Raw genomic sequence first — 20,721 nt, 5'->3', positions numbered from 1 at the left:
GGAAGCCATGGAGTTCCAACTCACCGGCGAGCAGCGCATGATCGTGGAGACCGTCCGCAGGTTCGTGACGACCGAACTGGAGCCGCACGCCGACGAGGTCGAGGAGCGGGACGACGTACCGCCCGAACTCGCCCGCCGCATCCGCGAGAAGGCGATCGGGGCCGGGCTGTACGCGGCCAACATGCCCGCGGAGACAGGCGGCGGCGGACTCGACGCCGTCAGCATGACCCTCGTCGAACGCGAACTGGGCAGGACGAGCTACGCACTTCAGATGCTCGTCGCCCGCCCCAGCAACATCCTCGAAGCGTGCGAGGGCGAGCAGCGCGACCGTTACCTCCTCCCCGCCGTGCGCGGCGAGCGGCACGACTGCCTCGCCATGACCGAGCCGGGCGCCGGCTCCGACGTGCGCTCGATGCGCACGCGGGCCGTACGTGACACCGACGGCAGCGGCAGCGGCGGCCCTTCGGGCGGGGAGCGCGGGAGCAGCGGGACGGGTGAGGCCGGTTACGTACTCAACGGCACCAAGCACTTCATCTCGCACGCCGACATGGCCGACTTCGCCATCGTTTTCGCCGCCACGGGCACCGAGGAGACACCGCGCGGCTCCAAGAACCTCATCACCGCTTTCCTGGTGGACTTCGACACTCCCGGCGTCCAGGTGCGGCGCGGCCCGCGGTGCGTGTCGCACCGCGGATACCACCAGTGCGAACTGACCTTCACCGACGTCCGGCTCCCCGCGGCACAGCGGCTCGGCGAGGAGGGCCGCGGTTTCGCGCTGATGGAGGAGTGGCTCGGCGCCAGCCGCCTCCAGGTCGCCGCGACCAGCGTCGGCCGCGCCCGCCGCGTCCTCGGTCTGGCTCTCGAATGGGCCGCCGAGCGCGAGCAGTTCGGGCAGCCCGTCGGCCGCTTCCAGGGCGTCGCCTTCCCGCTCGCCGACCTGGCCACCGAGCTGGAGGCCGCCGAACTGCTGACCCTGCGCGCCGCCTGGAAGCAGGACCAGGGCACCATGACCGACCGCGACGCCGCGATGGCCAAGCTGTACGCCTCCGAGGTCCTGGGCCGCATCACGGACCAGGCGCTCCAGACCCTCGGCGGGATGGGGCTCATGGCCGAACTGCCCGTCGAACGCTACTGGCGCGACGCCCGCGTCGAGCGCATCTGGGACGGGACCAGCGAGATCCAGCGGCACATCATCTCCCGCTCCCTGCTGCGGCCCCTGGGCGCCTGATGGCGCGCGCCCACACCCCGGCGCCCGGCCTGAAGCGCCTGCTGGCACCCCGTCACATAGCCCTGTACGGGGGCGAGGCGGCGGCCGGGGCCGTGCGCCAGAGCCGAGCCGTCGGGTACCGGGGCGAGCTGTGGCCCGTACACCCGCGGCGTGAGCGCATCGAGGGCCTGCCCTGCCACCGCAGCACGGCCGACCTGCCCGAGGCACCGGACGCCGCGTTCGTCGCCGTACGGGGAGAGGCAACGGTCGAGGTGCTCGCGGAACTCGCCGGGCGCGGCGCCGGAGGAGCGGTCTGCCACGCGTCCGGCTTCGCCGAGGACGGGCCGCGCGGTGCCGCGCTGGAGGACGCGCTGCGCGCCGCTGCCGGAGACATGCCGGTGATCGGCCCCAACTGCCTCGGCGTCCTCAACTACCTTGACGGCACCGCACTCTGGGCGGACCAGCACGGCGGCGCCCGTACGGACAGCGGCGTCGCCGTCGTCACCCAGAGCGGCAACATCGGGCAGAACCTCACCATGCAGCGCCGCGCCCTGCCCCTCGCCTATGTGATCACCGCGGGGAACGGCGCGGTCACGGGAGTGCCGGCGCTGGTCGAGGCGCTGCTGGAGGATCCGCGGGTCACCGCCGTCGGGCTGCACCTGGAAGGGATCGCGGACGCGGCCGAGTTCGCCCGCGTGGCGCTGTCCGCGCTGCGGCGCGGAGTTCCCGTGGTGGTGCTGAAGACGGGCGGTTCGGAGCTGGGGGCGCGGACCGCCCTGAGCCACACCAGCTCTTTGGCCGGTTCGGACGTCCTCTGCGACGCCTTGTTCCGCCGCACCGGCGTCGCGCGGGTGGAAGAGATCGGCACCTTCGTGGAGACGCTGAAGCTGCTGCACGTACACGGACCGCTGAACGGCGGTCCTGACACGGCTGGGCACGCCGCCGGTAACGAGGCCGGGCACACCGCCGGCCACGAGGCCGCGCAGGGGAGCGGTGCCCGGATCACCTCCGCGAGCTGCTCGGGCGGCGAGGCGGCCCTGCTGGCGGACACGGCCCAGCGTCACGGCGTCCGACTCCCGCCGCTGCCCGGCCGGTCGGCTGCGCGGCTGCGCGAAGTGCTGGGCGAGCGGGTGCACGTGGGCAATCCCCTCGACTACCACACCTATATCTGGGGCGACTTCGCCGCGTTGCGCGACTGCTTCAGCGCACTCCTCGGAGCGGGCTGTGACATGAACCTTCTGCTGCTGGACATGCCGCGCGCCGACCGGTGCGAGGACGGCACGTGGGCTACGGCCCTGGACGCCTTCGCGGCGGCGCAGCGCGGCACCGGCGCCCCGGCGTGCGTCGTCGGCTCGCTGCCGGAGGGGCTGCCCGAACCGGTCGCGCAGCGGCTGCTGTCGGAGGGCATCGCTCCCCTCCAGGGGCTCGCGGACGCCGTACGGGCCATCGCGGCGGCTCACCGGATCGGCGCGGCCCAGCGGGCCGGGGCCGGTGTGCCGCCGAGCGGTCCGCTGCCCCGGCAGGCCCTCCGTGGGCGGGAGTTGAAGGGCGAGGGGTCTGCCGTGGGCGCACTGCCGAACGGCGCGCCGAGTGTCGCCGGACTCGGGCAAGGGGAGGAGGCGGGCGCGGAGCCGGGGGACACCGGACTCCTGGACGAGTACGAGGGCAAGCGGGTGCTGGCCGCGTACGGCCTGCCCGTTCCGTGCGGTGCCGTCGCCGCGACACCCCGCGAGGCCGTCAGAGCCGCTCGCGAACTGGGCTTCCCCGTGGCCGTCAAGGCCGTCGCGGCGGGTCTGGCGCACAAGAGCGAGGTCGGCGGCGTACGGCTGGGGCTGGACGGCGAGGAGGCGGTGTCGGAGGCCGTCTCGTCCATGGCGGGGCTCGCCGGCCGCTTCCTGATCGAGCGGATGGTGCCGGACGCCGTCGCCGAACTCCTCGTGGGAGTACGCCGGGACCCGGCCTTCGGGCATGCGCTGACCCTGGGCGCGGGCGGCGTACTGGTGGAGCTGGTCCGTGACACCGCCACGCTGCTGCTGCCCGCCACCGGCGAAGAGGTCGAGTCCGCGCTGTCCTCGCTGCGCTCGTGGCCGCTGCTGCGCGGCTTCCGAGGGCGCCCGGCCGGCGACGTACGCGCCGCGGTCGAGGCGGTGCGGGCCGTCACCGACTACGTACGGGACCACCCCGAGGTCACCGAACTGGACGTCAACCCGCTCCTGGTGCTGCCGGAGGGGTGCGGGGCGGTCGCCGCGGACGTACTCGTCAGGCGCCCCGCGCAGGCGGCCCGAACAGTGCAGGCAGCGCAAGCACCTCAGACGAGGCCATCGGCGTGGCCGGTGTGAACACCCCGAACGACGGAGGCGACGCCATGGACCCCGTACGGCAGGACGTAGACGACGGCGTACTGGTGATCACGCTGGACCGGCCCAAGGCCAACGCCATCGACTGCGCGACGAGTTGTGCCCTCTACGAGGCCTTCGACCGGCTGCGCGGGGACGGCACGCTGCGGGCCGCCGTGGTCACGGGTGCGGGGGAGCGGTTCTTCTCCGCGGGATGGGATCTGAAGGCGGCGGCGGAGGGCGAAGCCGTCGAAGCCGACCACGGGCCGGGCGGATTCGCCGGGCTGACGGAGCTGTTCGGCCTGGAAAAGCCCGTGATCGCCGCGGTGAACGGGCTCGCGCTGGGCGGCGGCTTCGAACTCGCCCTGGCCGCCGACCTGATGGTGGCCGACGCCCATGCGGAGTTCGCCCTCCCGGAGGTCAGGATTGGACTGATCCCCGACTCCGGCGGCGTACTGCGGCTGCCCCGCAGGCTGCCGCGCGCCGTCGCGGCCGAACTGCTGCTGACGGGCCGGCGGTTCGGCGCGGCGGAGGCCGCACGGTGGGGCCTGGTGAACCGCGTCGCCGAGCCGCCGGAGACCGCGCTGGAGTGCGCGCTCAGGCTGGCGCACTCCATCCGGGAGTGCGCCCCGCTGGCTGTGGCGGCCCTGAAGGAAGTGCTGTGCGCGACCGAGCAGTTGGGGATCGAGGAGGCGTTCGCGAGGATGCGGGACCCGGATCTGTGGCGTTACCGCGCCATGTTGGCCTCCGCGGACGCCCGGGAGGGTCCTCGCGCGTTCGCGGAGAGGCGGGTCCCGCGTTGGACCGGTGCGTAGCAGGCAAGCCCGCTGGTGTGCCTGCGGTGGGTGCCGCACGTAGGTTGCGTGTGCCGCGGCGCCGGAAGGTGCGCATCGGTGGCCGGGGGATGCCGGGAACGGACACGTCCTAGCATGGCGGCGCTGCCCCGCGCGGTGTGATCGTCAGGAGGTCGTGTGTCCCGTCCCGGCACCCTTTCCCTCTCGCGGCGTGTGCTCACGGCCGCCGGAGGGGCGGCCGCCGTGGCGGCCACCGTCCTGTCGGTGTCCTGGTGGCCACAGGCGCGGCCTCACCACGGAGCGCCCGGGGCCGCCGACGGCCTGCGGCACGCGCGGGTCGAGGTCTCCAGCGGCAAGTGCGGCCGCGGCTGGGGCGGTTCCCGCACCGGCCTCCAGGTCTTCGACCTGCACAACGGGTCCGACAGGGCAGCCGAGGTGTATCTGAGGGACGCACGCGGCGCCGTGCACGGCGAGGTGGAGGGCGTCGGGCCGGGCACCACCCGCACGCTGCGGGCCGATCTCGGCAAGGGCGCCTATGCCTTCGCCTGCTACCCCGACGACGGTGCGCCCGCCGCCGGCCCCACGGTCCGGGTGCGCGGCGGCAGCGGAGGGCCCGGCGGTCCGGCGGCCCGTCCCGTCGACCAACACGACCTGATTCCCCCGACGTTGAGCTACCAGCGCTGGGTCTCCGGCCGGATGGGCCCGCTCCTCGACGCCACGGAAGAGCTGCGCTCCGCGATCGACGACGGCGACCTGGCGCGGGCCCGCACGGCATGGCTGCCCGCCCACCTCACCTACGAGCGGATGGGCGCCGCGTACGGCACGTTCGGCGACGCGGACGCCGCGATCAACGGCACCACGGCCGGCCTGCCCGGCGGCACGCACGACGAGGACTTCACCGGCTTCCACCGCATCGAGCAGGGGCTGTGGCACGGCGCCTCGGCGTCCTCGCTCCGCCCGTACGCGGACCGGCTGGTCAAGGACGTACGCACACTGCGCAAGGACTGGAGCCAGGCGCGGATGGACCCTCTGGATCTCGGCCTGCGCGCACACGAAATCCTGGAGAACACCGTGCAGTTCGAGCTGACCGGCCGCACCGACTACGGCAGCGGCAGCAACCTCGCCACGGCGCGGGCCAACCTGGACGGCACGCGTGCCGCCCTGTCCCGGCTGCGCCCGCTGCTCAGCTCGCGCTACCCGCACATGGCGCGGCTCGAAGACGAACTCGACGGCATGCAGGCCCGCCTGGACCGTCACGAGCACGACGGGCACTGGACGCCCCTCGCCGGACTCGGCCGCCGGGAGCGCGAGAAGGTGAACGCCGACGCGAGCGAGCTGGTGGAGCGGCTCGCGGATGTCGCCGCGCTCTGCGACGTACGGAGAACCCGATGACGGACGACAGCGAGGTACGCCGGCGCGGCTTCCTGCGCGGAGCCGCTGTGGGAGTCGGCGGGGCGCTGGCGGGCACGGGCCTCGTCGCGGCCGACCACAGCACGGCGGGCGGCTCCCCGAACTCCGCCTCGACGGCCGCCGGTTCAGGCGCCCACGCCCACGCCGACACCGGCGTGCCCTTCCACGGCCCGCATCAGGCGGCCATCCTCACCCCGCCGAGACGCACCACCGCGTACGTCTCCTTCGACGTCACCGCCGGGAACCGGGCCGAACTCGCCGACCTGCTGCGCACCGTCACCGAGCGGGCCCGGCTGCTGACGGCGGGCGGCACCCCGGCCCCGGCCGGGATCACCGCCCCGCCCACGGACTCCGGGATCCTCGGCCCCCGGCCGCCCGCGGGGCGGCTCTGCGTGACGGCGGCCGTGGGAGCGTCGCTCTTCGACGACCGCTTCGGCCTGGCCGGACGCAGGCCCCGGCACCTGCGCACCATGGAGCCCTTCCCGGACGACGACCTCGACGAGGACCGCTGCCACGGCGACTTGAGCCTCCAGTTCTGCGCCGACGACATGGACACGGTGCTCCACGCGCTGCGCGACGTCGCACGGCACACCCGCGGCGGGATGCAGGTCCGCTGGCGCGTCGACGGGTTCTCCAACCCGCCGCGTCCGTCCGGCGCGCCCCGCAACCTCCTGGGATTCAAGGACGGAACCGCCAATCCGTCCCCGCGCGACGCACGCGCCATGCGCCGGCTGGTGTGGGTCGCGAGCGGTTCCGGGGAGCCCGCGTGGGCCGCCGGCGGGAGCTATCAAGTCGTGCGGCTGATCAGGATGCTGGTGGAGTTCTGGGACCGGGTCTCGCTCACCGAGCAGGAGCGGATGTTCGGCCGCAACCGCGAGACGGGCGCGCCGCTCGACGGCGACCGCGAGAGCGACGAACCGCGCTACGCCCGGGACCCCGAGGGCGACGTGATCCCGCTGGACAGCCATATCCGCAGGGCCAATCCCCGCACGCACGGGACGGCGGAGCAGCGGATGCTGCGCCGCTCGTACAACTACGACCTGGGAACGGACACGAACGGCAACCTCGACATGGGGCTTCTCTTCGGCTGCTACCAGCAGGATCTGGCGCGGCAGTTCGAGACCGTGCAGAAGCGGCTGGAGGGCGAGCCGCTCGTCGACTACGTGTCTCCGTTCGGCGGCGGCTACTTCTTCGCCCTCCCGGGCGTACGGGACCGCTCGGACTGGCTCGGGCGCGGCCTGCTCGACGGCACCGGCAGCTGACGCCGCGCGGCCGGCCCGCCTTCTGACCGTCCGCCCGGAGGGCCGCCGACGCCGGCCTCAACTGCCAAACGCAGCCCAATTCTTGGCATGCTCTCTGTGAACAGAGGTTCACTTCTGTGCCATGGAGAAACAGCCGCGGCATGGTGAGGTGCGTGCCGGGGGACGGACGACGCGAGCCGTATCCGCACGGACTCATCCGGGCAGCAGTGGGAGGGCGGAGACGCATGGGAAGCGCAGCCAGGAGGACGGGCGCACGTCGCTGGGGGATGCTGACTGCCGCCGCCGCGCTGACCGTTCTCGGCGGGGCGGCGCCCTCCTCGGCCTCCGCGTCGGCACCCGCCACCCCGCACCAGCGTGAGGCCGCGACGCCGGTCAAGCACCTGGTGGTCGTCTTCGACGAGAACATCTCCTTCGACCACTACTTCGCGACTTACCCGAAGGCGGCGAACACGGACGGCACGAAGTTCACTCCGTCCCGGCACACCCCGAAGGACATCGACAATCTGCGCACCGCAGGGCTGCTGAAGAAGAACCCGAACCAGTACCTGCCCAAGCGCCTCACCCCCGAGCAGGCGGTCACCTGCGACCAGAACCACTCGTACGGGCCCGAGCAGTACGCCTACAACGGCGGCAAGGCCGACAAGTTCGTGGAGAACACCGACTCCGGCAAGTGCTCGGGCGACCTCTACGGCGAGCCGGGCCTCGGCATGGACTACTACGACGGCAACACCGTCACCGCCATGTGGAACTACGCCCAGCACTATTCGCTCAGCGACCGCTCGTTCGGCTCCGCGTACGGGCCCTCGACCCCCGGGGCGCTGGAGCTGGTGTCAGGCCAGACGCACGGCGTGGTCTCCACCGACCCCGACTCGTCCACGGAACACCCGGAGCAGACCGCCGAGCCCGATCCGGCGGCGGTCTCCTCGCCCGACCGCAAGGGCGTCGGCACGATCATCAACGACCCCGATCCGGCGTACGACGACTGCTCGGGCGAGGACCACACCAAGGACGACTCCTTCGCGAAGATGAGCGGCAAGAACATCGGCGACCGGCTCAACGAGAAGCATGTGAGCTGGGGTTGGTTCCAGGGCGGCTTCCGCCCCGGCAAGGCCTGGGACGGGAAGGAGTCGCATCACGCTGAGTGCGGCGACGTCAAGCACAAGAACGCCGGCGGCGAGGAGGTCGTGGACTACAGCCCGCACCACAACCCGTTCGCGTATTACGAGTCGACGTCCAACCCGCACCACATCCCCCCGAGGTCCGTCTCCGAGATCGGGCACGACGGCAGGGCGAACCACAACTACGACGTGACGGACTTCGACGCCGCGCTGAAGTCCGCGAGGCTTCCGGCGGTCAGCTTCCTGAAGGCCCCCGCGTACCAGGACGGGCACGCCGGCTACTCCGACCCGACCGACGAACAGCACTTCCTGATCGAGCAGATCAACAAGATCCAGCGGGCGCCGCAGTGGAAGGACACCGCGATCGTCCTCGCCTACGACGACTCCGACGGCTGGTACGACCACGTCTACGCCAAGCCGCAGAACGGTTCGAAGGACACGAGCAAGGACACTGACGGCAAGCCCGTGGACTCGCCGGCCTGCCGGAAGGGGCCGAAGGCCGCGGGCGGTTACCAGGACCGCTGCGGCCCGGGAGCGCGGCAGCCGCTGATGGTGATCTCGCCGTACAGCAAGGTCAACGACATCGACCACACGCAGACCGAGCAGACCTCCGTCACGAAGTTCATCGAGGAGAACTGGCACACGTCCGCCATCGGCGACCACTCCTTCGACACGCGGGCCAACTCGCTCACCGGCATGTTCGACTTCCGGCACCCCAACGGCAAGCAGGTGCTGCTGAAGGAGGACGGCTCGGTCGAGTCCGTGGGCGGCATCCCGGACGTCGAGCCCGTCAAGACGAGGATCCAGGGGCAGACCGGGGTACGGCAGGACATGGCCGAGCATGAATCCCCGGCGCCCGGCGCCGCCTTGGGCATCGGCGCCGGCGTCCTCGTGCTCGGCGGCGCCGGTGCGGCGCTGATCGTCCACCGCCGCCGCGCGGCGGCGAACGCCCACCGGCGCTGAGGCGGTCTGCCGTCTCCTGATGGGGACGTATCGGCGGAATTGAGCGCCGCATACTCATGCTTCCGCTCTTGTCCCGCACCGATCCTGTTCGGCAGGCGCGCTCGTGCGCCGCACGCGCCGCGTGCGGCGCGGAGAACCGGAACGGCGATCGAGGAGTGAGTGGGCCGTCGATGACGACGGCGCGGTTCCGCGAGCCGCGCGGAACGATTCCGGCGGGCGATTCGGTTCCCGCCGCGCAGCACAGTATCTGAACTCTTCCGGAACAAGCCCTTGATAACGGCGATTGCGCCGCAACTGCCGTGGGCGGGGCCTTGTCCTGCTGATGAAAGACGTTCAGTTGGGGACTGAACACGACCAAGACCAGGGGGACATGGGGAAATGCACATCTCGTTTCTCATCAACAGCGCATACGGCATGGGGGGGAACGATCCGCACCACGTTCAATCTGGCGCGGACGCTCGCCGAGCAGCACGACGTGGAGGTCGTCTCGGTCTTCCGGTACCGGGACAGGCCGTTCTTCGACCCCGGTCCGGACGTACGGCTGAGGGCGCTCGTCGACATGCGGCGGCACAGCCCCGGCTATGACGGCGGCGATCCCGAACACGCGATTCCCGCACGGGTCTTCCCCGTCGCGGACGGCCAGTACCGCCAGTACAGCGCGCTGACGGACCGCCGCATCGGCGAGCACCTGGAGAGCACGGAAGCCGATGTCGTCGTCGGCACACGGCCCGGGCTCAACGTGCACATCGCCCGGCAGACGCGGCGCGGTCCCGCGCGACTCGGGCAGGAGCACCTCACGCTCGCGACGCACTCCCCGCGGCTGAAGCTGATGCTGCGCCGCGCCTATCCGAGGCTCGACGCGGTCACCACGGTCACCGAGGCCGACGCCCGCGACTACCGGAGGGTCATGCGGCTGCCGGGTGTGCGCGTACAGGCGCTGCCCAACAGCGTGCCCGAGCCGGGTCTCAGGCCCGCGGACGGCAGCGGGAAGTGGGTCGTCGCCGCGGGCCGGCTGGCCCCCGCGAAGCGTTACGACGTGCTGATACGGGCCTTCGGCGAGGCCGTCGCCGAGCGCCCGGACTGGGGCCTGCGCATCTACGGACACGGCCGCGAGCGCGACAAGCTGCGGGCGCTCATCGACGAACTCGGCCTGTACAACCACGTGTTCCTGATGGGCCCCGCGCACCCCATCGAGGCCGAGTGGGCCAAGGGGGCGATCTGCGCCGTCACCTCCAGCCTGGAGTCCTTCGGCATGACCATCGTCGAGGCGATGCGCTGCGGGCTCCCGGTGGTGTCCACGGACTGCCCGCACGGGCCGGGCGAGATCATCCGCGACGGCGTCGACGGACTCCTCGTCCCCACGGGCGACGTGAGGGCGATCTCCGGTGCGCTGCTCCGCCTCATCGACGACGAGGAGCTGCGACTGCGGATGGGAAGGGCCGCGCTCACCGCGTCGGCACGGTTCGACCCCGCCCAAGTGGCCGCTCGCTACGAGGACTTGCTGTCCTCGCTGGCGAACCGCGGCGGCGGCACGCTCCACCGGGCGCGTGGCACCCTCCTCGGCGGTGCGTACGCGGCCAAGGAGGCCGTGCGGCTCGGGCTGGGCTACGCCCTCCGGGGAGCACGCGCATGACCGGGCACGCCGCCGGATCGTCACGGCCCGGCGCCGTGGCGGTCTCGAAGAGTCGCGGGCCCCGATCGGGCCACGGGACCGACGGCCCGCGCGCCGACTGCACGGCCGACAGAGCCGGAGGGCTCACCTTCGACGTGCGGCTCACGGACCGTGTGCCGGAATCCGGGGTGCCGGAGCCGCCGCGCGAGGCGGCCATGCTGCTGCGTCTGCGGGGCGGCGAACGCCCGGAGGACACCGTGCGGTTGCCCCTCGACGCCACCGCGTCCGACGGCGTGCTGCGTGCCGAGCTGCCCGGCTCGCTGTGGCTGCCGGAGGGCCGCTGGGACGCCTGTCTTGCGCTCGACGGCGAGGAGCCGCGGCGGCTGCTGCCCGGCGTGCACGATCTGCGCTCGCTGGTCGACCGGGTGCCGTCCGACGCGCTCGCATGGGTGGGCGTGCGCATTCCGTACGCCACCAAGTACGGCAATCTCACGGTCCGTTCATGGCTGCGCCGGCCCCACGCCGAGGCGGGGCCGCTGCACGTCGCGGAGGGTGCCATGCACCTGCGGGGCACGCTCTACGGAGCGCGGCTCTCGGCCACCGCGTGCCTGGAGGTGCATCCGCGCCACACGGCCGAGGCGCCCGTGACGGTGCCGGTGTTCCCGGACGGTGGGGCTGTGTACGGGTACGGCGGCGACCGTGCCCCCGGTACCGCCGTGCCTGAGCGGGCGCACGGCTTCACGGTGTGGCTGCCCCTGGACGCCCTGCCGCCGGGGGAGCAGGCGTGGGACCTGTGGCTGCGCCCGCGTGCGGGGGAGGAGCCGGTCCGGCTCGCGCGGATACTGGACGACGTCCCGGACAAGAAGCAGATCTTCAGCTATCCGCCGCAGCGCGTGACGGGCCGGGACGGCGCGGCGCGCTCCGTCCGGCCGTACTACACGCTCGACAACGACCTCTCGGTGCGGGTGAGTTGCACGGAGCCGGGGTGACCGGCGGCGGGGGAGCCGCGGCGGGCGCGGCCGTGCGGCCCATGTACGGGCCGTGCGGCCGCCTGCGCGATCTGGACTTCGACGGAGTCGCCACCGCCCGCGTCTTCGCCTGGGAGGAACGGGCCCGGGAATCCTCGGCGTTCATGCTGGACCGCATCACCAGGGAGCTGGCCACATGAGTACGGACGGGCTCAGTCTCCGCGTGCCTCGTCCGTGTCACTCCCGTCCGTGTCGCTCCACCCGTGGGGGAGCATCTCGCGCTCGAAGGACTCCCGCCCGGATTCGTCGAACCGGCGGCAGAGCTCCTGCACTTCGTCCTTGAGCAGCACGATCTGCGAGAAACCAACGAGCTCGCCGCCGACACGGACGGGCGACACGGTGACGAGGATCGTCGTCTTTCCGTAGGGGCGGGCGACGTATCTGACGGGTTCGGTCCGGCCGTTCTCGAAGAGAGCGGTCATCGCGTCGAACCGCGGATTCGTCACCGCCCGGCGGTGGCGCCGGCGGACGTCCTCGCCGATGTACTCCGGCTTCCTGTCCAGGTGTTCGGCGGCCCATGCGTTGTAGTAGAGGACGACCCCGTCGCGGTCGAGGACCGTCACCCCGACACCGGCCTGCTCGATGAGCCGGTCCGCCCAGAGGCCCGGCTGCCACCCGGAGTGGGCGCGTCCTTGCGCCTGTTCGGGGAGCGGCGCGCGGTCGCCGCCGTCGTTGTCGCTCACTTCGGAGCCCACCTCGATTCCTCGTCGGCTTGTCGTCGCTTCCCCGCCGATTCCCCTCTGTGCCGAGGGGGCGGCGCGAACAGGCGTGACGTTAGGACGGGCCGTGCGGACGGGGAGGCGGGCTTCACGAATCGTGAACTGCCCTTGCGTTCCCGGTCAGCAGCGGTGGGCCGGCGACTCCGGCGACAGTCCGTCGCCCACCGACCGCGCCAGCCGCGCCGCGACCGACCGGAACGCGGCGACGTCGGGACTCGTGTCGCCGCGGCGCACGGTCAGCACGCTGCTCTCCGCCGGCGCGTCGACGACCGGAACGCAGACCGTGCCGGGCCAGCGGTAGTAGCGCTCAAAGCTGTGCAGGGAAGACCCCGTGCCCCGGCCGAGCGCGGCGCTCACCAGCACCTCGTGCGGCGTCGTGGCGACATCGGGGGAGCGCCGCGGCCTCTCGCCGTTGCGCAGGTCGTTGAAGTACATGAAGTCCGCGAACCGCGGCATGGTCCCCGTCGGCAGATCCACATAGGGCAGTTCGAGGACGTCCGCGGCGCGAACGGCCCCGGCCTCGGCGACGCCGCTGCGCGCCGAAACGACGACGATCCTCGACTCGGTGGTGACGACGTCCGACTCCACGCGCTCGTCCTGCGGCGCGGGGCGCACGAACGCGACGTCGACGCGATGGTCCAGCAGAGCGCTCACGTGCTCGCGGAAGTTGAGCGCCGTGAGGGAGATCCGTACCTGCGGCCGGGAACGTGCGAACACATCGATGACGGCGGGGGTGATCTCCGCCGACCCGTGCGCCATCACACCGATCCGGAGGACCTTGCCCCGGCCGTGGCCCAGAGCGGCGACGTCCTCCATTGCGGCCCGCTCCGCATCGAGCATCGTCCGCGCGTGCCTGAGGAACCGGTGGCCGGCGGGCGTCGGCGCCACGGGGTGCCGGTCGAGGAGTACGGTGCCGAGCTCGCGTTCGAGCCGGGCGATGTGAGCCGTGACGGCGGCGGGGGAGAGATACAGACGGCGCGCGGCGAGCGCGAACTGCCCCTCCTCGGCGACCGCCACCAGCGACCTCAACTGGCGGAGTTCCACGACCGTCCCTCCCCGGCGCTCATCGCGTACCGGTGAGCAGGTCTCCCGATGCCGGCGCGGAATTCCCCGGCGGCTGGTTGTGCACGAGCACAAATTCTCACGGCTTCGCATGGGAGTCCATCCCTTGTCTCGCCGGATTCCCCTTGGTGCCGTGTCCGGCAAGCACAAGGGCGGTCCCCTGAGACCGCGCGGAATCGGACGGGATCCTTGGGCGGTACGAAGGCTTCCTTTCCCTGAACTCACCGTCGCAGGCCGGGATTTCCGAATTCGTGATCCGGTCGCCTCATGACGGGAGCGAAGCCGGACGCGCCCGGGCGGCGAGCACCGCGGACGTGGACGGCGCGGTCCGCGCGGCCGGTCCCCTCACGCGCGTCGCCATCGGCGAGGGCGACGCCATCGAGAAGGGCGCGCTGATCGCCGGGATCACCGAGTCCGGCTGGACCGCCGGCTCGTGGCACGCGGGTCAACGGGCCCCTTGCGGCCCGTTTTGGGCCCTTGCACAGGCCTGTTCGCCGTGAGTACGGTCCCGGCGGCCCTCTTCTACGCGTGTCACTGACAGAAGCTGAAAGGGACTCATGCCCCCCACGAAGCACCTCAGAACCACCCTCGCCGTCGTCGGCGCGGGAGCGGGACTCGCCGTCTCCGCCGCCGTCCTCCCCACCGCGTACGCGGCGCACGACGACGGCTGGCAGTCCGCAGGCAAGGGCAAGACCGCCGGCATCAGCGGAATCGCGGTGTCCGGCACGGAAGGCTCGAAGGACGACGTGGACGCGATCGTCGTCCGCGACAACAAGAAGTCCGGCGAGAACCGCATAGCCTCCGTCCGCTACCGCGACGGCAAGGACCCCGACGTCGACCCCCTCGACTGGAAGGGCGGCGAGCCGCCCGGCGACCTGGAGGCGCTCGCGGGCGTGCCCGGGGAGAAGGGCGGTTACCTCGCCGTGGCCAGCTCGGGCACCGCCTACCACCTCCAGGTGGACGGCGGCGCGGCGCAGGCCGTGGACAGCTTCACGCTCCCCGCCGTCGAGTCCGGTGACGAGATCGAGAACCTCGCGATCGGCACGCCGCCCTCGTCCGCCGGCGCCCCGGCCCAGGAGGGGAAGCTGGTCGCGGTGTGGGGAGACCGCGGCGAGGACGACCGCCCGGGAACCCTGCACGCCGCAGCGGTCTCGGTGGACCCGTCCGGCGGGAGCCACTTCGGCGAGGTGCGGTCGGCCGAGGTCCGGGCGCCCTACCCGACCGAGAACGTACGCCACGCCTCCGACACCGGACTGACCGAGTCCGGTGCGCTGCTGGTGAGTTCGGCCTCGGACCCCGGCGACGACGGCCCCTTCGACTCGGCCCTCTACATCGCCGGACGCGTCTCGCTCGACGACAAGGGCGAGGCCGTCCTGTCCGTGGAGAAGGACCCCGAGGCGCTGAAGAAGTTCGGCAAGCACAAGATCGAGGCGCTCGCCTGCCTCCCCGGCTCGGACAAGGCCGTCCTCGGCACGGACGACGAGAACGACGGCGGGTCCCTGACGACGGCCGGGGGAGTGTGCGCGGACTGAGACCAGGACCACTGAGGACTGGGGACTGAGGCGCGCCGCCCGGCCGTGCCGGGCTGCCCACGGACGACGCCTTGCGGGTGTGGGCGCTCGTACACGAGGAGCCGGACGGCACATGGGGCACGGGCGGGTCGGCCGTCCGCTGTGCCGATCTCGTCGCGCCGGCCGCGGGGGACGGGAGCCCGGTCAGCGGGGCGTGAACTGCCGTACGCTGCCCGCGCGTTCGGCGCGGCCGGACGCCCGGGCAGGCCGGCCGGCTACGACTTGGGTTCGGCGGGGGAGACCTTGAGTGTCGTGGCGCGGGCGGATTCGGCGATCATGGGCGGCACGTAGGCGCTGTGGCGGGCGTACTTGGTGCGGTACGCCTCGTCGATGCGGTCGTTGAGGGCCGGGTCGCGGACCTCGGTGAAGGTGACGTCCGTGTCGACGCCGTCGCAGCTGATGTGGCCGGCGTGGCTGGCCTGGGCGGTACGCAGCCAGCGTCCGTCCGGGCCCCGGTAGGAGCGGACGAACACCTCGTCCCCTTCGCGGATGACCCAGATCGTCGTGGGCTTGCGCAGCGCTCCGTCGGCGCGCTGGGGCTGGATCTGGAGCTCGTCCGTGCGCTCGATGCGGGAGAGCTGATCGGAGGTCCAGCTGTTCATGATGACGGTCTCCTTCTCTGCGGCGAGGTCGGTGCCGCCATCGTTGCAGCGGGATCCGGGCCGGTGCCGGATGCCGACCGGCGCGTTCCCGTACCTGCCCCGGCCGGGCCCGCAGGGCGCGCGGGCCCGGCTCGCGGGCCGTGGGCTCGGCGCCGCCGGGCTCTGACGGGTGCGCTCAGCCGGGCGCCGTCAGGCGGGCCTTGCGTCTGCGGCCCAGCCAGGTCTGCACGACCACCACCACGACCAGGAACGCTCCGCTCACCACCTGCTGGTACGCCGAGTCGAGCGAGCCGATCTGGTTGATGACGTTCTGAATGACCTTCAGCAGCAGGACGCCGACCAGCGAGCCGCTCACGGAACCCAGCCCGCCCGTCAGCAGCGTGCCGCCGATCACGACCGCGGAGATCGCCTCCAGCTCCATGCCCTGGCCGAGGATGGTCACACCGGAGGCCAGCCAGGCGGCGTTGAGGGCACCCGCCAGCCCGGCCAGCAGCCCGGAGACGACGTACACCGACACCTTCGTACGGTTCACGGAGGCGCCCATGAGCGAGGCGGCGTCCTCGTTCCCGCCGACCGCGTAGACGTGCTGGCCGAAGCGGGAGCGGCTCAGCAGCAGCCCGCCGAGCAGGAACAGGGCCAGCGTGATCCACACGGGCATGCCGACGCCGAGCAGCTTGCCGCGCCCCAGCCCTGCGAAGACCGACTCCTTGGCGACGAGGAAGGTGTCGGCGCCCTCGTCGGTGATGTTGAGCATCAGCCCGCGTGCGCCCAGCATCGCGGCCAGCGTGACGATGAACGGCGCCAGCCGCGCCCGCGCGATCAGCAGGCCGTTGACCAGCCCGATCGCTCCGCACACCGCCAGCGGCAGCAGCAGCGCGACGAGCGGGCCGTGCCGCGAACCCCACGCGGCGAGCACCCCGCCCAGCGCGAACACGGAGCCGACCGACAGGTCGATGCCACCGGAGACGATCACGAACGTCATGCCCAGCGCGACGATCGCCAGGAAGGCGGAGGAGACGGCGACGTTCTCCAGGTTGCCGGGAGTGGCGAACGAGTCGAAGGAGAGCGAGGCGGCCAGCACCGTCAGCAAAAGCGCCACGAGTGCGCCGTGCCGCTGCGCGAGGGTGCTCAGACGCTCCGCGCGGGTGCCCGGCCCCGCGGGGGAGGTGTGACCCACCGGCGGCGCGTCCGGTGCCGGACCCGCGGGCCCGGCGGTCTCCGGCGAACCGGCGGCGCGGTTCCGGGTGTTGGTGGCGCTCACCGCTTCCCCCTCTCGCGTGCCGCGTACACCGCGAGCACGATGACGACGGCCTGCCCGATCTGCGTCCACGAGGGCGGCAGATCGTGCTTGATGAGCGTGGCCGTGAGCAGCTGGATCAGCACGGCGCCGGCGACGGTGCCGCCGACGCGGACCCGCCCTCCGCTGAGCGGGGTGCCGCCGACCACGACGGCGGTGATGGCCGACAGCTCCATCAGCGTGCCCAGCGACGTCGGATCGCTGGCCTGGAGCCGTGCCGTCGCGAGATATCCGGCGACGGCAGCCAGCGCGCCGGAGGCGATGTAGACGCACAGCAGGACCCGGCGCACCGGGAGTCCGGCCAGCCGGGCCGCGGGACGGCTGTCGCCGATCGCCAGGAGCTGCCTGCCGAACGTCGTACGGCGCACCGTGAAGGCCACCAGCACCACCAGCGCCAGCGCGATCACCACCGGGTACGGGACACCCAGCAGATCGCCCGAGCCCAGCGCGCGCATCCCCGGGTCCCGTACGTCCTCCAACTGCGGCACCAGGACCAGGGCCAGGCCCCGGCCGCCGACCATCAGCGCCAGCGTCGCCACGATGGGCTGGACGCCGGCGAACGCGATCAGGGAGCCGTTGACCAGGCCCACCGCCATGCCGCCCAGGACCGCCGCCAGCAGCGCCGTGCCCGGTCCGTAGCCCAGATACAGCGCCACCAGCGAGGTGGACAGCGCCATCACCGAGCCGACCGACAGGTCGATCCCCTCCGAGCCGATGGCCAGCGCCATGCCCAGCGCCACGATGAGGATCGGTGCCACCTGGACGGCCTGTGTGCGGAAGTTCTCGGCGGACAGGAAGTGTTCGGTGAACGCCACGTTGAACAGCAGCAGCACCGCGATGCCCGCGTAGACCCCGTACGCCTGGAGCCAGGCGTAGACGGCGGCACGGTCGGCCGCGGGGCGGCGGAGGGCGGCCTCAGCCATGCGGTGCCTCCTCTCGCGCGGGGCGGGGCGCGTCTCCGGTGCGGTCCGCGGAGCCGTCGTCCGCGGAGCCGCCGTCCGCGGAGCCGTCCTGTTGCGCGGGCGTCGGTGCGCCGCCCGCGGGCGGTGCGTCGTCGGAGGCGGCGGCGATGGCCTCCATGAGCCGGTCCTCGGTGACCTCGTCGCCGGTCAGCTCGCCGACCACGGCGCCGTCCCGCAGCACGACGACCCGGTCGGAACCTTCGATCAGCTCCTCCAGATCGGAGGAGATCAGCAGCACGCCCAGGCCGTCCTCGGCCAACTCGTCGACGAGGCGCTGCACTTCGGCCTTGGCGCCGACGTCGATGCCGCGGGTCGGCTCGTCCAGGAGCAGCACCCGCGGCTCCGCGGCGAGCCAGCGGGCCAGCAGCACCTTCTGCTGGTTGCCGCCGGAAAGCTCGCCCGCCTTCTGGTGCGGCGAGGACGCCTTGATCCGCAGCCGCTCCATGAAGGTGCCCACGAGCGCGTCGATCCGCGCCTCGGAGACCAGACCGGCGCGGGAGAGCCGCGGCAGCACGGCGAGCGCGATGTTCTCGCGCACCGAGAGTCCCGGGACGATGCCCTCGCTCTTGCGGTCCTCGGGCAGCAGGGAGATGCCCGCGCGGATGGCCGCGCCCGGCGAACCCGTGCGCACCGGGGCACCGGCCACCGTGACCCGTCCGGCGCTGGGCGTCATGGCACCCGCGACGGCCTTGACCGTCTCGGTGCGGCCCGAGCCCAGCAGCCCGCCCAGGCCCACCACTTCGCCGGGACGCACCGCGAAGGACACTCCGTGCAACTGGTGCGGGACGCTGAGCCCTTCGGCCCGCAGCACCGGTTCGGCGGAGGCCGCCTCATGGTCGCCGCCGAACTTGGTGGTGCCCTCCGCACGCACCTCGCCGATCTCGCGTCCGAGCATCAGGGACACCAGGCGCAGCCGCTCCAGCCCCGCCAACGGGCCGCTGTGCACGGTGCGTCCGTCACGCAGCACCGTGACCGCGTCGCACACGGCATACAGCTCGTCGAGCCGGTGACTGACGTAGACCACGGCCACTCCCCGGTCCCGCAGGCGGCGGATGATGCCGAAGAGGGTCTCGACCTCGCGGGGCTCCAGCGACGAGGTCGGCTCGTCCATCACGACGACCCGCGCGTCGACCGAGACCGCCCGCGCCAGGGCCACCATCTGCTGCGCCCCGACGCCCAGTCCGCCCAGCGGCCGCCGCACGTCGGTACGCACCCCGTACTCGCGCAGCACCCGCTGGCTCTCGCTGTGCATCCGGGCGAAGTCGATGAGCCCCAGCCGGCCGCGCGGCTCGCGGCCCAGGAAGAGGTTGCGGGCCACGCTCATCAGCGGGACGAGATTGACCTCCTGGTAGATCGTGGAGATCCCCGCCTGCTGCGCGGCCAGCGGCGTGCCGAACGAGACGGGCCCGCCGCCGAAGTGCACTTCGCCCTCGTCCGGCGCGTGGACGCCGGTGAGGACCTTGATGAGCGTGGACTTTCCCGCGCCGTTCTCGCCGATCAGCGCGTGCACCTCGCCGGCCCGGACGCCGAAGTCGACGCGGTCCAGGGCGAGTACGCCGGGGAAGCGCTTGGTCAGCCCGTGCGTGGAGAGGGCGTACTCCGTCATCAGAACGCCTTGCTCAGGTCCCGCTTGGCGTTGGCCGGAGTGTAGGCGTCGTCCTTGATGACGATGGTCTGGCCGACCTTCTCGCCGCGGGTGAAGTCGTCGAGCGTAGAGAAGGCGAGCGGGCCGAACCGCGGGTTGGACTCGATGACCCCGTGGATCCAGCCGTCGATGATGCCCTGCACCGCGTTGCGGGTGCCGTCCACCGTCACGATCTTGACGTCGCCGGCCTTCTTGCCCGCGCTCTTGAGGGCGTTGACCGCTCCCAGGCCCATCTCGTCGTTCTCCGCGTAGATCCCGTCGATGTCCGGCTGGGACTGGATGAGCTGCTCGGTGACCTGCTGGCCCTTCTCGCGGGCGAATTCGCCGGTCTGCTTGAAGACGACGTCGAGCCCGGGGGCCTTCTGCTTGATGCGGTCGCGGAAGCCCTTGGTGCGCTCGGTCGTGACGTTGTTGCCGGGCGTGCCGAGCAGGATGGCGATCTTGCCCTTGCCGCCGGTGGCCTTGATCATCCGGTCGGCGGCGCGGCGGCCCTGCTCCACGAAGTCGGAGCCGATGAAGCTGACGTAGTCCTTGCACGCCTTGGCGTTGATCTTCCGGTCGACGGTGACGATCGGGACCTTCTTCGCCGCCGCCTGCTTGAGCACGGGCTCCCAGCCGTCGGAGTTGAGCGGGGCGATGACCAGCAGGTCGGCGCCCTTGGAGATGAGGTCCTGCACGTCGCTGATCTGCTTGGAGAACTGCGACTGCGCGTTGGACGTCAGCAGCTTGACGTCCCGCTTCTTCGCCTCGGCCTTGATCGAGGCGGTCTCGGCTATCCGGAAGGGGTTGGCCTCCTTCTCGGACTGGGAGAAGCCGACGGTGGCCTTCGAGAGGTCCAGCTTCTCGGCGCCGTACTGCCCGGCGGTGCAGGTCTTGGCGCCCTTCGTGGGCTCGGCGGCGACCTGGCCGCCGCCTTCGCCGCCGGACCCCGACTTCGCCTTGTCGGCGTCGTCCTCGGACTTGGCGCAGCCGGTGGCGAGAGCGAGAGCGGTGAGGAGCGCGGCGGCGGTGAGACGTCGTGCGAGCGGCTTCATGGGGACCCCCACGGTGTTCGTGACCTGACGCCAGGGATTTTTATATCGTTGCAAGGCCGCTGTAAACAGTGCGCGTCCGAACTGGGCTTATACCGTTAC

Annotated in this window: 16 protein-coding genes and 2 pseudogenes; 11 read left to right on the top strand and 7 right to left on the bottom strand. The window is 72.2% G+C overall.

Features of this window, described 5'->3' with window-relative positions; genetic code table 11:
• Positions 1-7 precede the first annotated feature (7 nt).
• From QQM67_RS13310 to QQM67_RS13270, 9 genes and pseudogenes are all read left to right on the top strand, one after another.
• Positions 8-1,228 carry an acyl-CoA dehydrogenase family protein gene (locus QQM67_RS13310; RefSeq protein ID WP_314173988.1) on the top strand — a complete coding sequence of 407 codons (1,221 nt, stop codon included), beginning with the start codon at positions 8-10 and terminating at the stop codon, positions 1,226-1,228.
• Positions 1,228-3,546, top strand: coding sequence for an acetate--CoA ligase family protein (locus QQM67_RS13305; RefSeq protein WP_314173987.1), 2,319 nt, complete (start codon positions 1,228-1,230; stop codon positions 3,544-3,546). The genes QQM67_RS13310 and QQM67_RS13305 overlap by 1 nt, the downstream gene beginning before the upstream one ends.
• Positions 3,534-4,358: an enoyl-CoA hydratase-related protein gene (locus QQM67_RS13300; RefSeq protein WP_399066502.1), complete on the top strand. Its 825-nt coding sequence runs from the start codon at positions 3,534-3,536 to the stop codon at positions 4,356-4,358. Before QQM67_RS13305 ends, QQM67_RS13300 begins: the two co-directional genes overlap by 13 nt.
• 156 nt (positions 4,359-4,514) lie before the next feature.
• Positions 4,515-5,729: an EfeM/EfeO family lipoprotein gene (locus QQM67_RS13295; RefSeq protein ID WP_399066500.1), complete on the top strand. Its 1,215-nt coding sequence runs from the start codon at positions 4,515-4,517 to the stop codon at positions 5,727-5,729.
• Complete coding sequence (gene efeB, locus QQM67_RS13290) at positions 5,726-7,009, top strand: iron uptake transporter deferrochelatase/peroxidase subunit (RefSeq protein WP_314173986.1); 1,284 nt, start codon at positions 5,726-5,728, stop codon at positions 7,007-7,009. Before QQM67_RS13295 ends, efeB begins: the two co-directional genes overlap by 4 nt.
• Before the next feature lie 224 nt (positions 7,010-7,233).
• Positions 7,234-9,090 (top strand): phospholipase C, encoded by a 1,857-nt coding sequence (locus tag QQM67_RS13285; protein WP_314173984.1) that lies wholly within the window; start codon positions 7,234-7,236, stop codon positions 9,088-9,090.
• 378 nt (positions 9,091-9,468) lie between these two features.
• Positions 9,469-10,723: pseudogene (locus QQM67_RS13280) on the top strand (glycosyltransferase family 4 protein).
• Positions 10,720-11,691, top strand: coding sequence for a hypothetical protein (locus tag QQM67_RS13275; protein WP_314173983.1), 972 nt, complete (start codon positions 10,720-10,722; stop codon positions 11,689-11,691). The pseudogene QQM67_RS13280 and the gene QQM67_RS13275 overlap by 4 nt, the downstream one beginning before the upstream one ends.
• Before the next feature lie 56 nt (positions 11,692-11,747).
• Positions 11,748-11,870, top strand: a pseudogene (locus QQM67_RS13270) (sugar phosphate isomerase/epimerase); the annotation flags it as partial.
• A gap of 12 nt (positions 11,871-11,882) precedes the next feature.
• On the opposite strand, the gene QQM67_RS13265 reads toward QQM67_RS13270, so the two are convergent.
• The gene (locus tag QQM67_RS13265) at positions 11,883-12,413 is read right to left on the bottom strand and encodes a PAS domain-containing protein (protein WP_314173982.1); all 531 of its coding nucleotides are present in this window, start codon (positions 12,411-12,413) and stop codon (positions 11,883-11,885) included.
• 156 nt (positions 12,414-12,569) lie between these two features.
• Positions 12,570-13,493, bottom strand: coding sequence for a LysR family transcriptional regulator (locus QQM67_RS13260; RefSeq protein ID WP_314173981.1), 924 nt, complete (start codon positions 13,491-13,493; stop codon positions 12,570-12,572).
• A 332-nt stretch (positions 13,494-13,825) separates the two neighbouring features.
• Here QQM67_RS13260 and QQM67_RS13255 point away from each other — a divergent pair, with 332 nt between their 5' ends.
• Positions 13,826-14,011 carry a hypothetical protein gene (locus tag QQM67_RS13255; protein WP_314173980.1) on the top strand — a complete coding sequence of 62 codons (186 nt, stop codon included), beginning with the start codon at positions 13,826-13,828 and terminating at the stop codon, positions 14,009-14,011.
• A 57-nt stretch (positions 14,012-14,068) separates the two neighbouring features.
• Complete coding sequence (locus QQM67_RS13250; protein WP_314173979.1) at positions 14,069-15,043, top strand: hypothetical protein; 975 nt, start codon at positions 14,069-14,071, stop codon at positions 15,041-15,043.
• 254 nt (positions 15,044-15,297) lie between these two features.
• On the opposite strand, the gene QQM67_RS13245 is transcribed toward QQM67_RS13250, so the two are convergent.
• The 5 genes from QQM67_RS13245 to QQM67_RS13225 form a co-directional block, all read right to left on the bottom strand.
• The gene (locus QQM67_RS13245; protein ID WP_314173978.1) at positions 15,298-15,684 is read right to left on the bottom strand and encodes a DUF2255 family protein; all 387 of its coding nucleotides are present in this window, start codon (positions 15,682-15,684) and stop codon (positions 15,298-15,300) included.
• 175 nt (positions 15,685-15,859) lie between these two features.
• Positions 15,860-16,861, bottom strand: a complete 1,002-nt coding sequence (locus QQM67_RS13240; RefSeq protein ID WP_314174468.1) for an ABC transporter permease — start codon at positions 16,859-16,861, stop codon at positions 15,860-15,862.
• 80 nt (positions 16,862-16,941) lie between these two features.
• The gene (locus tag QQM67_RS13235; RefSeq protein WP_314173977.1) at positions 16,942-17,904 is read right to left on the bottom strand and encodes an ABC transporter permease; all 963 of its coding nucleotides are present in this window, start codon (positions 17,902-17,904) and stop codon (positions 16,942-16,944) included.
• Positions 17,897-19,549: a sugar ABC transporter ATP-binding protein gene (locus QQM67_RS13230; protein WP_314173976.1), complete on the bottom strand. Its 1,653-nt coding sequence runs from the start codon at positions 19,547-19,549 to the stop codon at positions 17,897-17,899. Before QQM67_RS13230 ends, QQM67_RS13235 begins: the two co-directional genes overlap by 8 nt.
• A complete protein-coding gene (locus tag QQM67_RS13225) occupies positions 19,549-20,622 on the bottom strand; it encodes an ABC transporter substrate-binding protein (RefSeq protein WP_314173975.1) in 1,074 nt (357 codons plus the stop codon). The genes QQM67_RS13230 and QQM67_RS13225 overlap by 1 nt, the downstream gene beginning before the upstream one ends.
• Between the last annotated feature and the right edge of the window lie 99 nt (positions 20,623-20,721).

The organism is Streptomyces winkii, assembly GCF_032248595.1.
GTDB lineage: Bacteria > Actinomycetota > Actinomycetes > Streptomycetales > Streptomycetaceae > Streptomyces > Streptomyces winkii.
Note: the sequence above shows the minus strand (reverse complement) of the source record. Positions and strands in the feature narration are given on the sequence as shown.

Coding starts and splice junctions, on each gene's coding strand:
- QQM67_RS13235 (WP_314173977.1), bottom strand. CDS start 17,904: ATGGCTGAGGCCGCCCTCCGCCGCCCCGCGGCCGACCGTGCCGCCGTC.
- QQM67_RS13310 (WP_314173988.1), top strand. CDS start 8: ATGGAGTTCCAACTCACCGGCGAGCAGCGCATGATCGTGGAGACCGTC.
- QQM67_RS13245 (WP_314173978.1), bottom strand. CDS start 15,684: ATGAACAGCTGGACCTCCGATCAGCTCTCCCGCATCGAGCGCACGGAC.
- QQM67_RS13305 (WP_314173987.1), top strand. CDS start 1,228: ATGGCGCGCGCCCACACCCCGGCGCCCGGCCTGAAGCGCCTGCTGGCA.
- QQM67_RS13230 (WP_314173976.1), bottom strand. CDS start 19,549: ATGACGGAGTACGCCCTCTCCACGCACGGGCTGACCAAGCGCTTCCCC.
- QQM67_RS13285 (WP_314173984.1), top strand. CDS start 7,234: ATGGGAAGCGCAGCCAGGAGGACGGGCGCACGTCGCTGGGGGATGCTG.
- QQM67_RS13225 (WP_314173975.1), bottom strand. CDS start 20,622: ATGAAGCCGCTCGCACGACGTCTCACCGCCGCCGCGCTCCTCACCGCT.
- QQM67_RS13275 (WP_314173983.1), top strand. CDS start 10,720: ATGACCGGGCACGCCGCCGGATCGTCACGGCCCGGCGCCGTGGCGGTC.
- QQM67_RS13250 (WP_314173979.1), top strand. CDS start 14,069: ATGCCCCCCACGAAGCACCTCAGAACCACCCTCGCCGTCGTCGGCGCG.
- efeB (WP_314173986.1), top strand. CDS start 5,726: ATGACGGACGACAGCGAGGTACGCCGGCGCGGCTTCCTGCGCGGAGCC.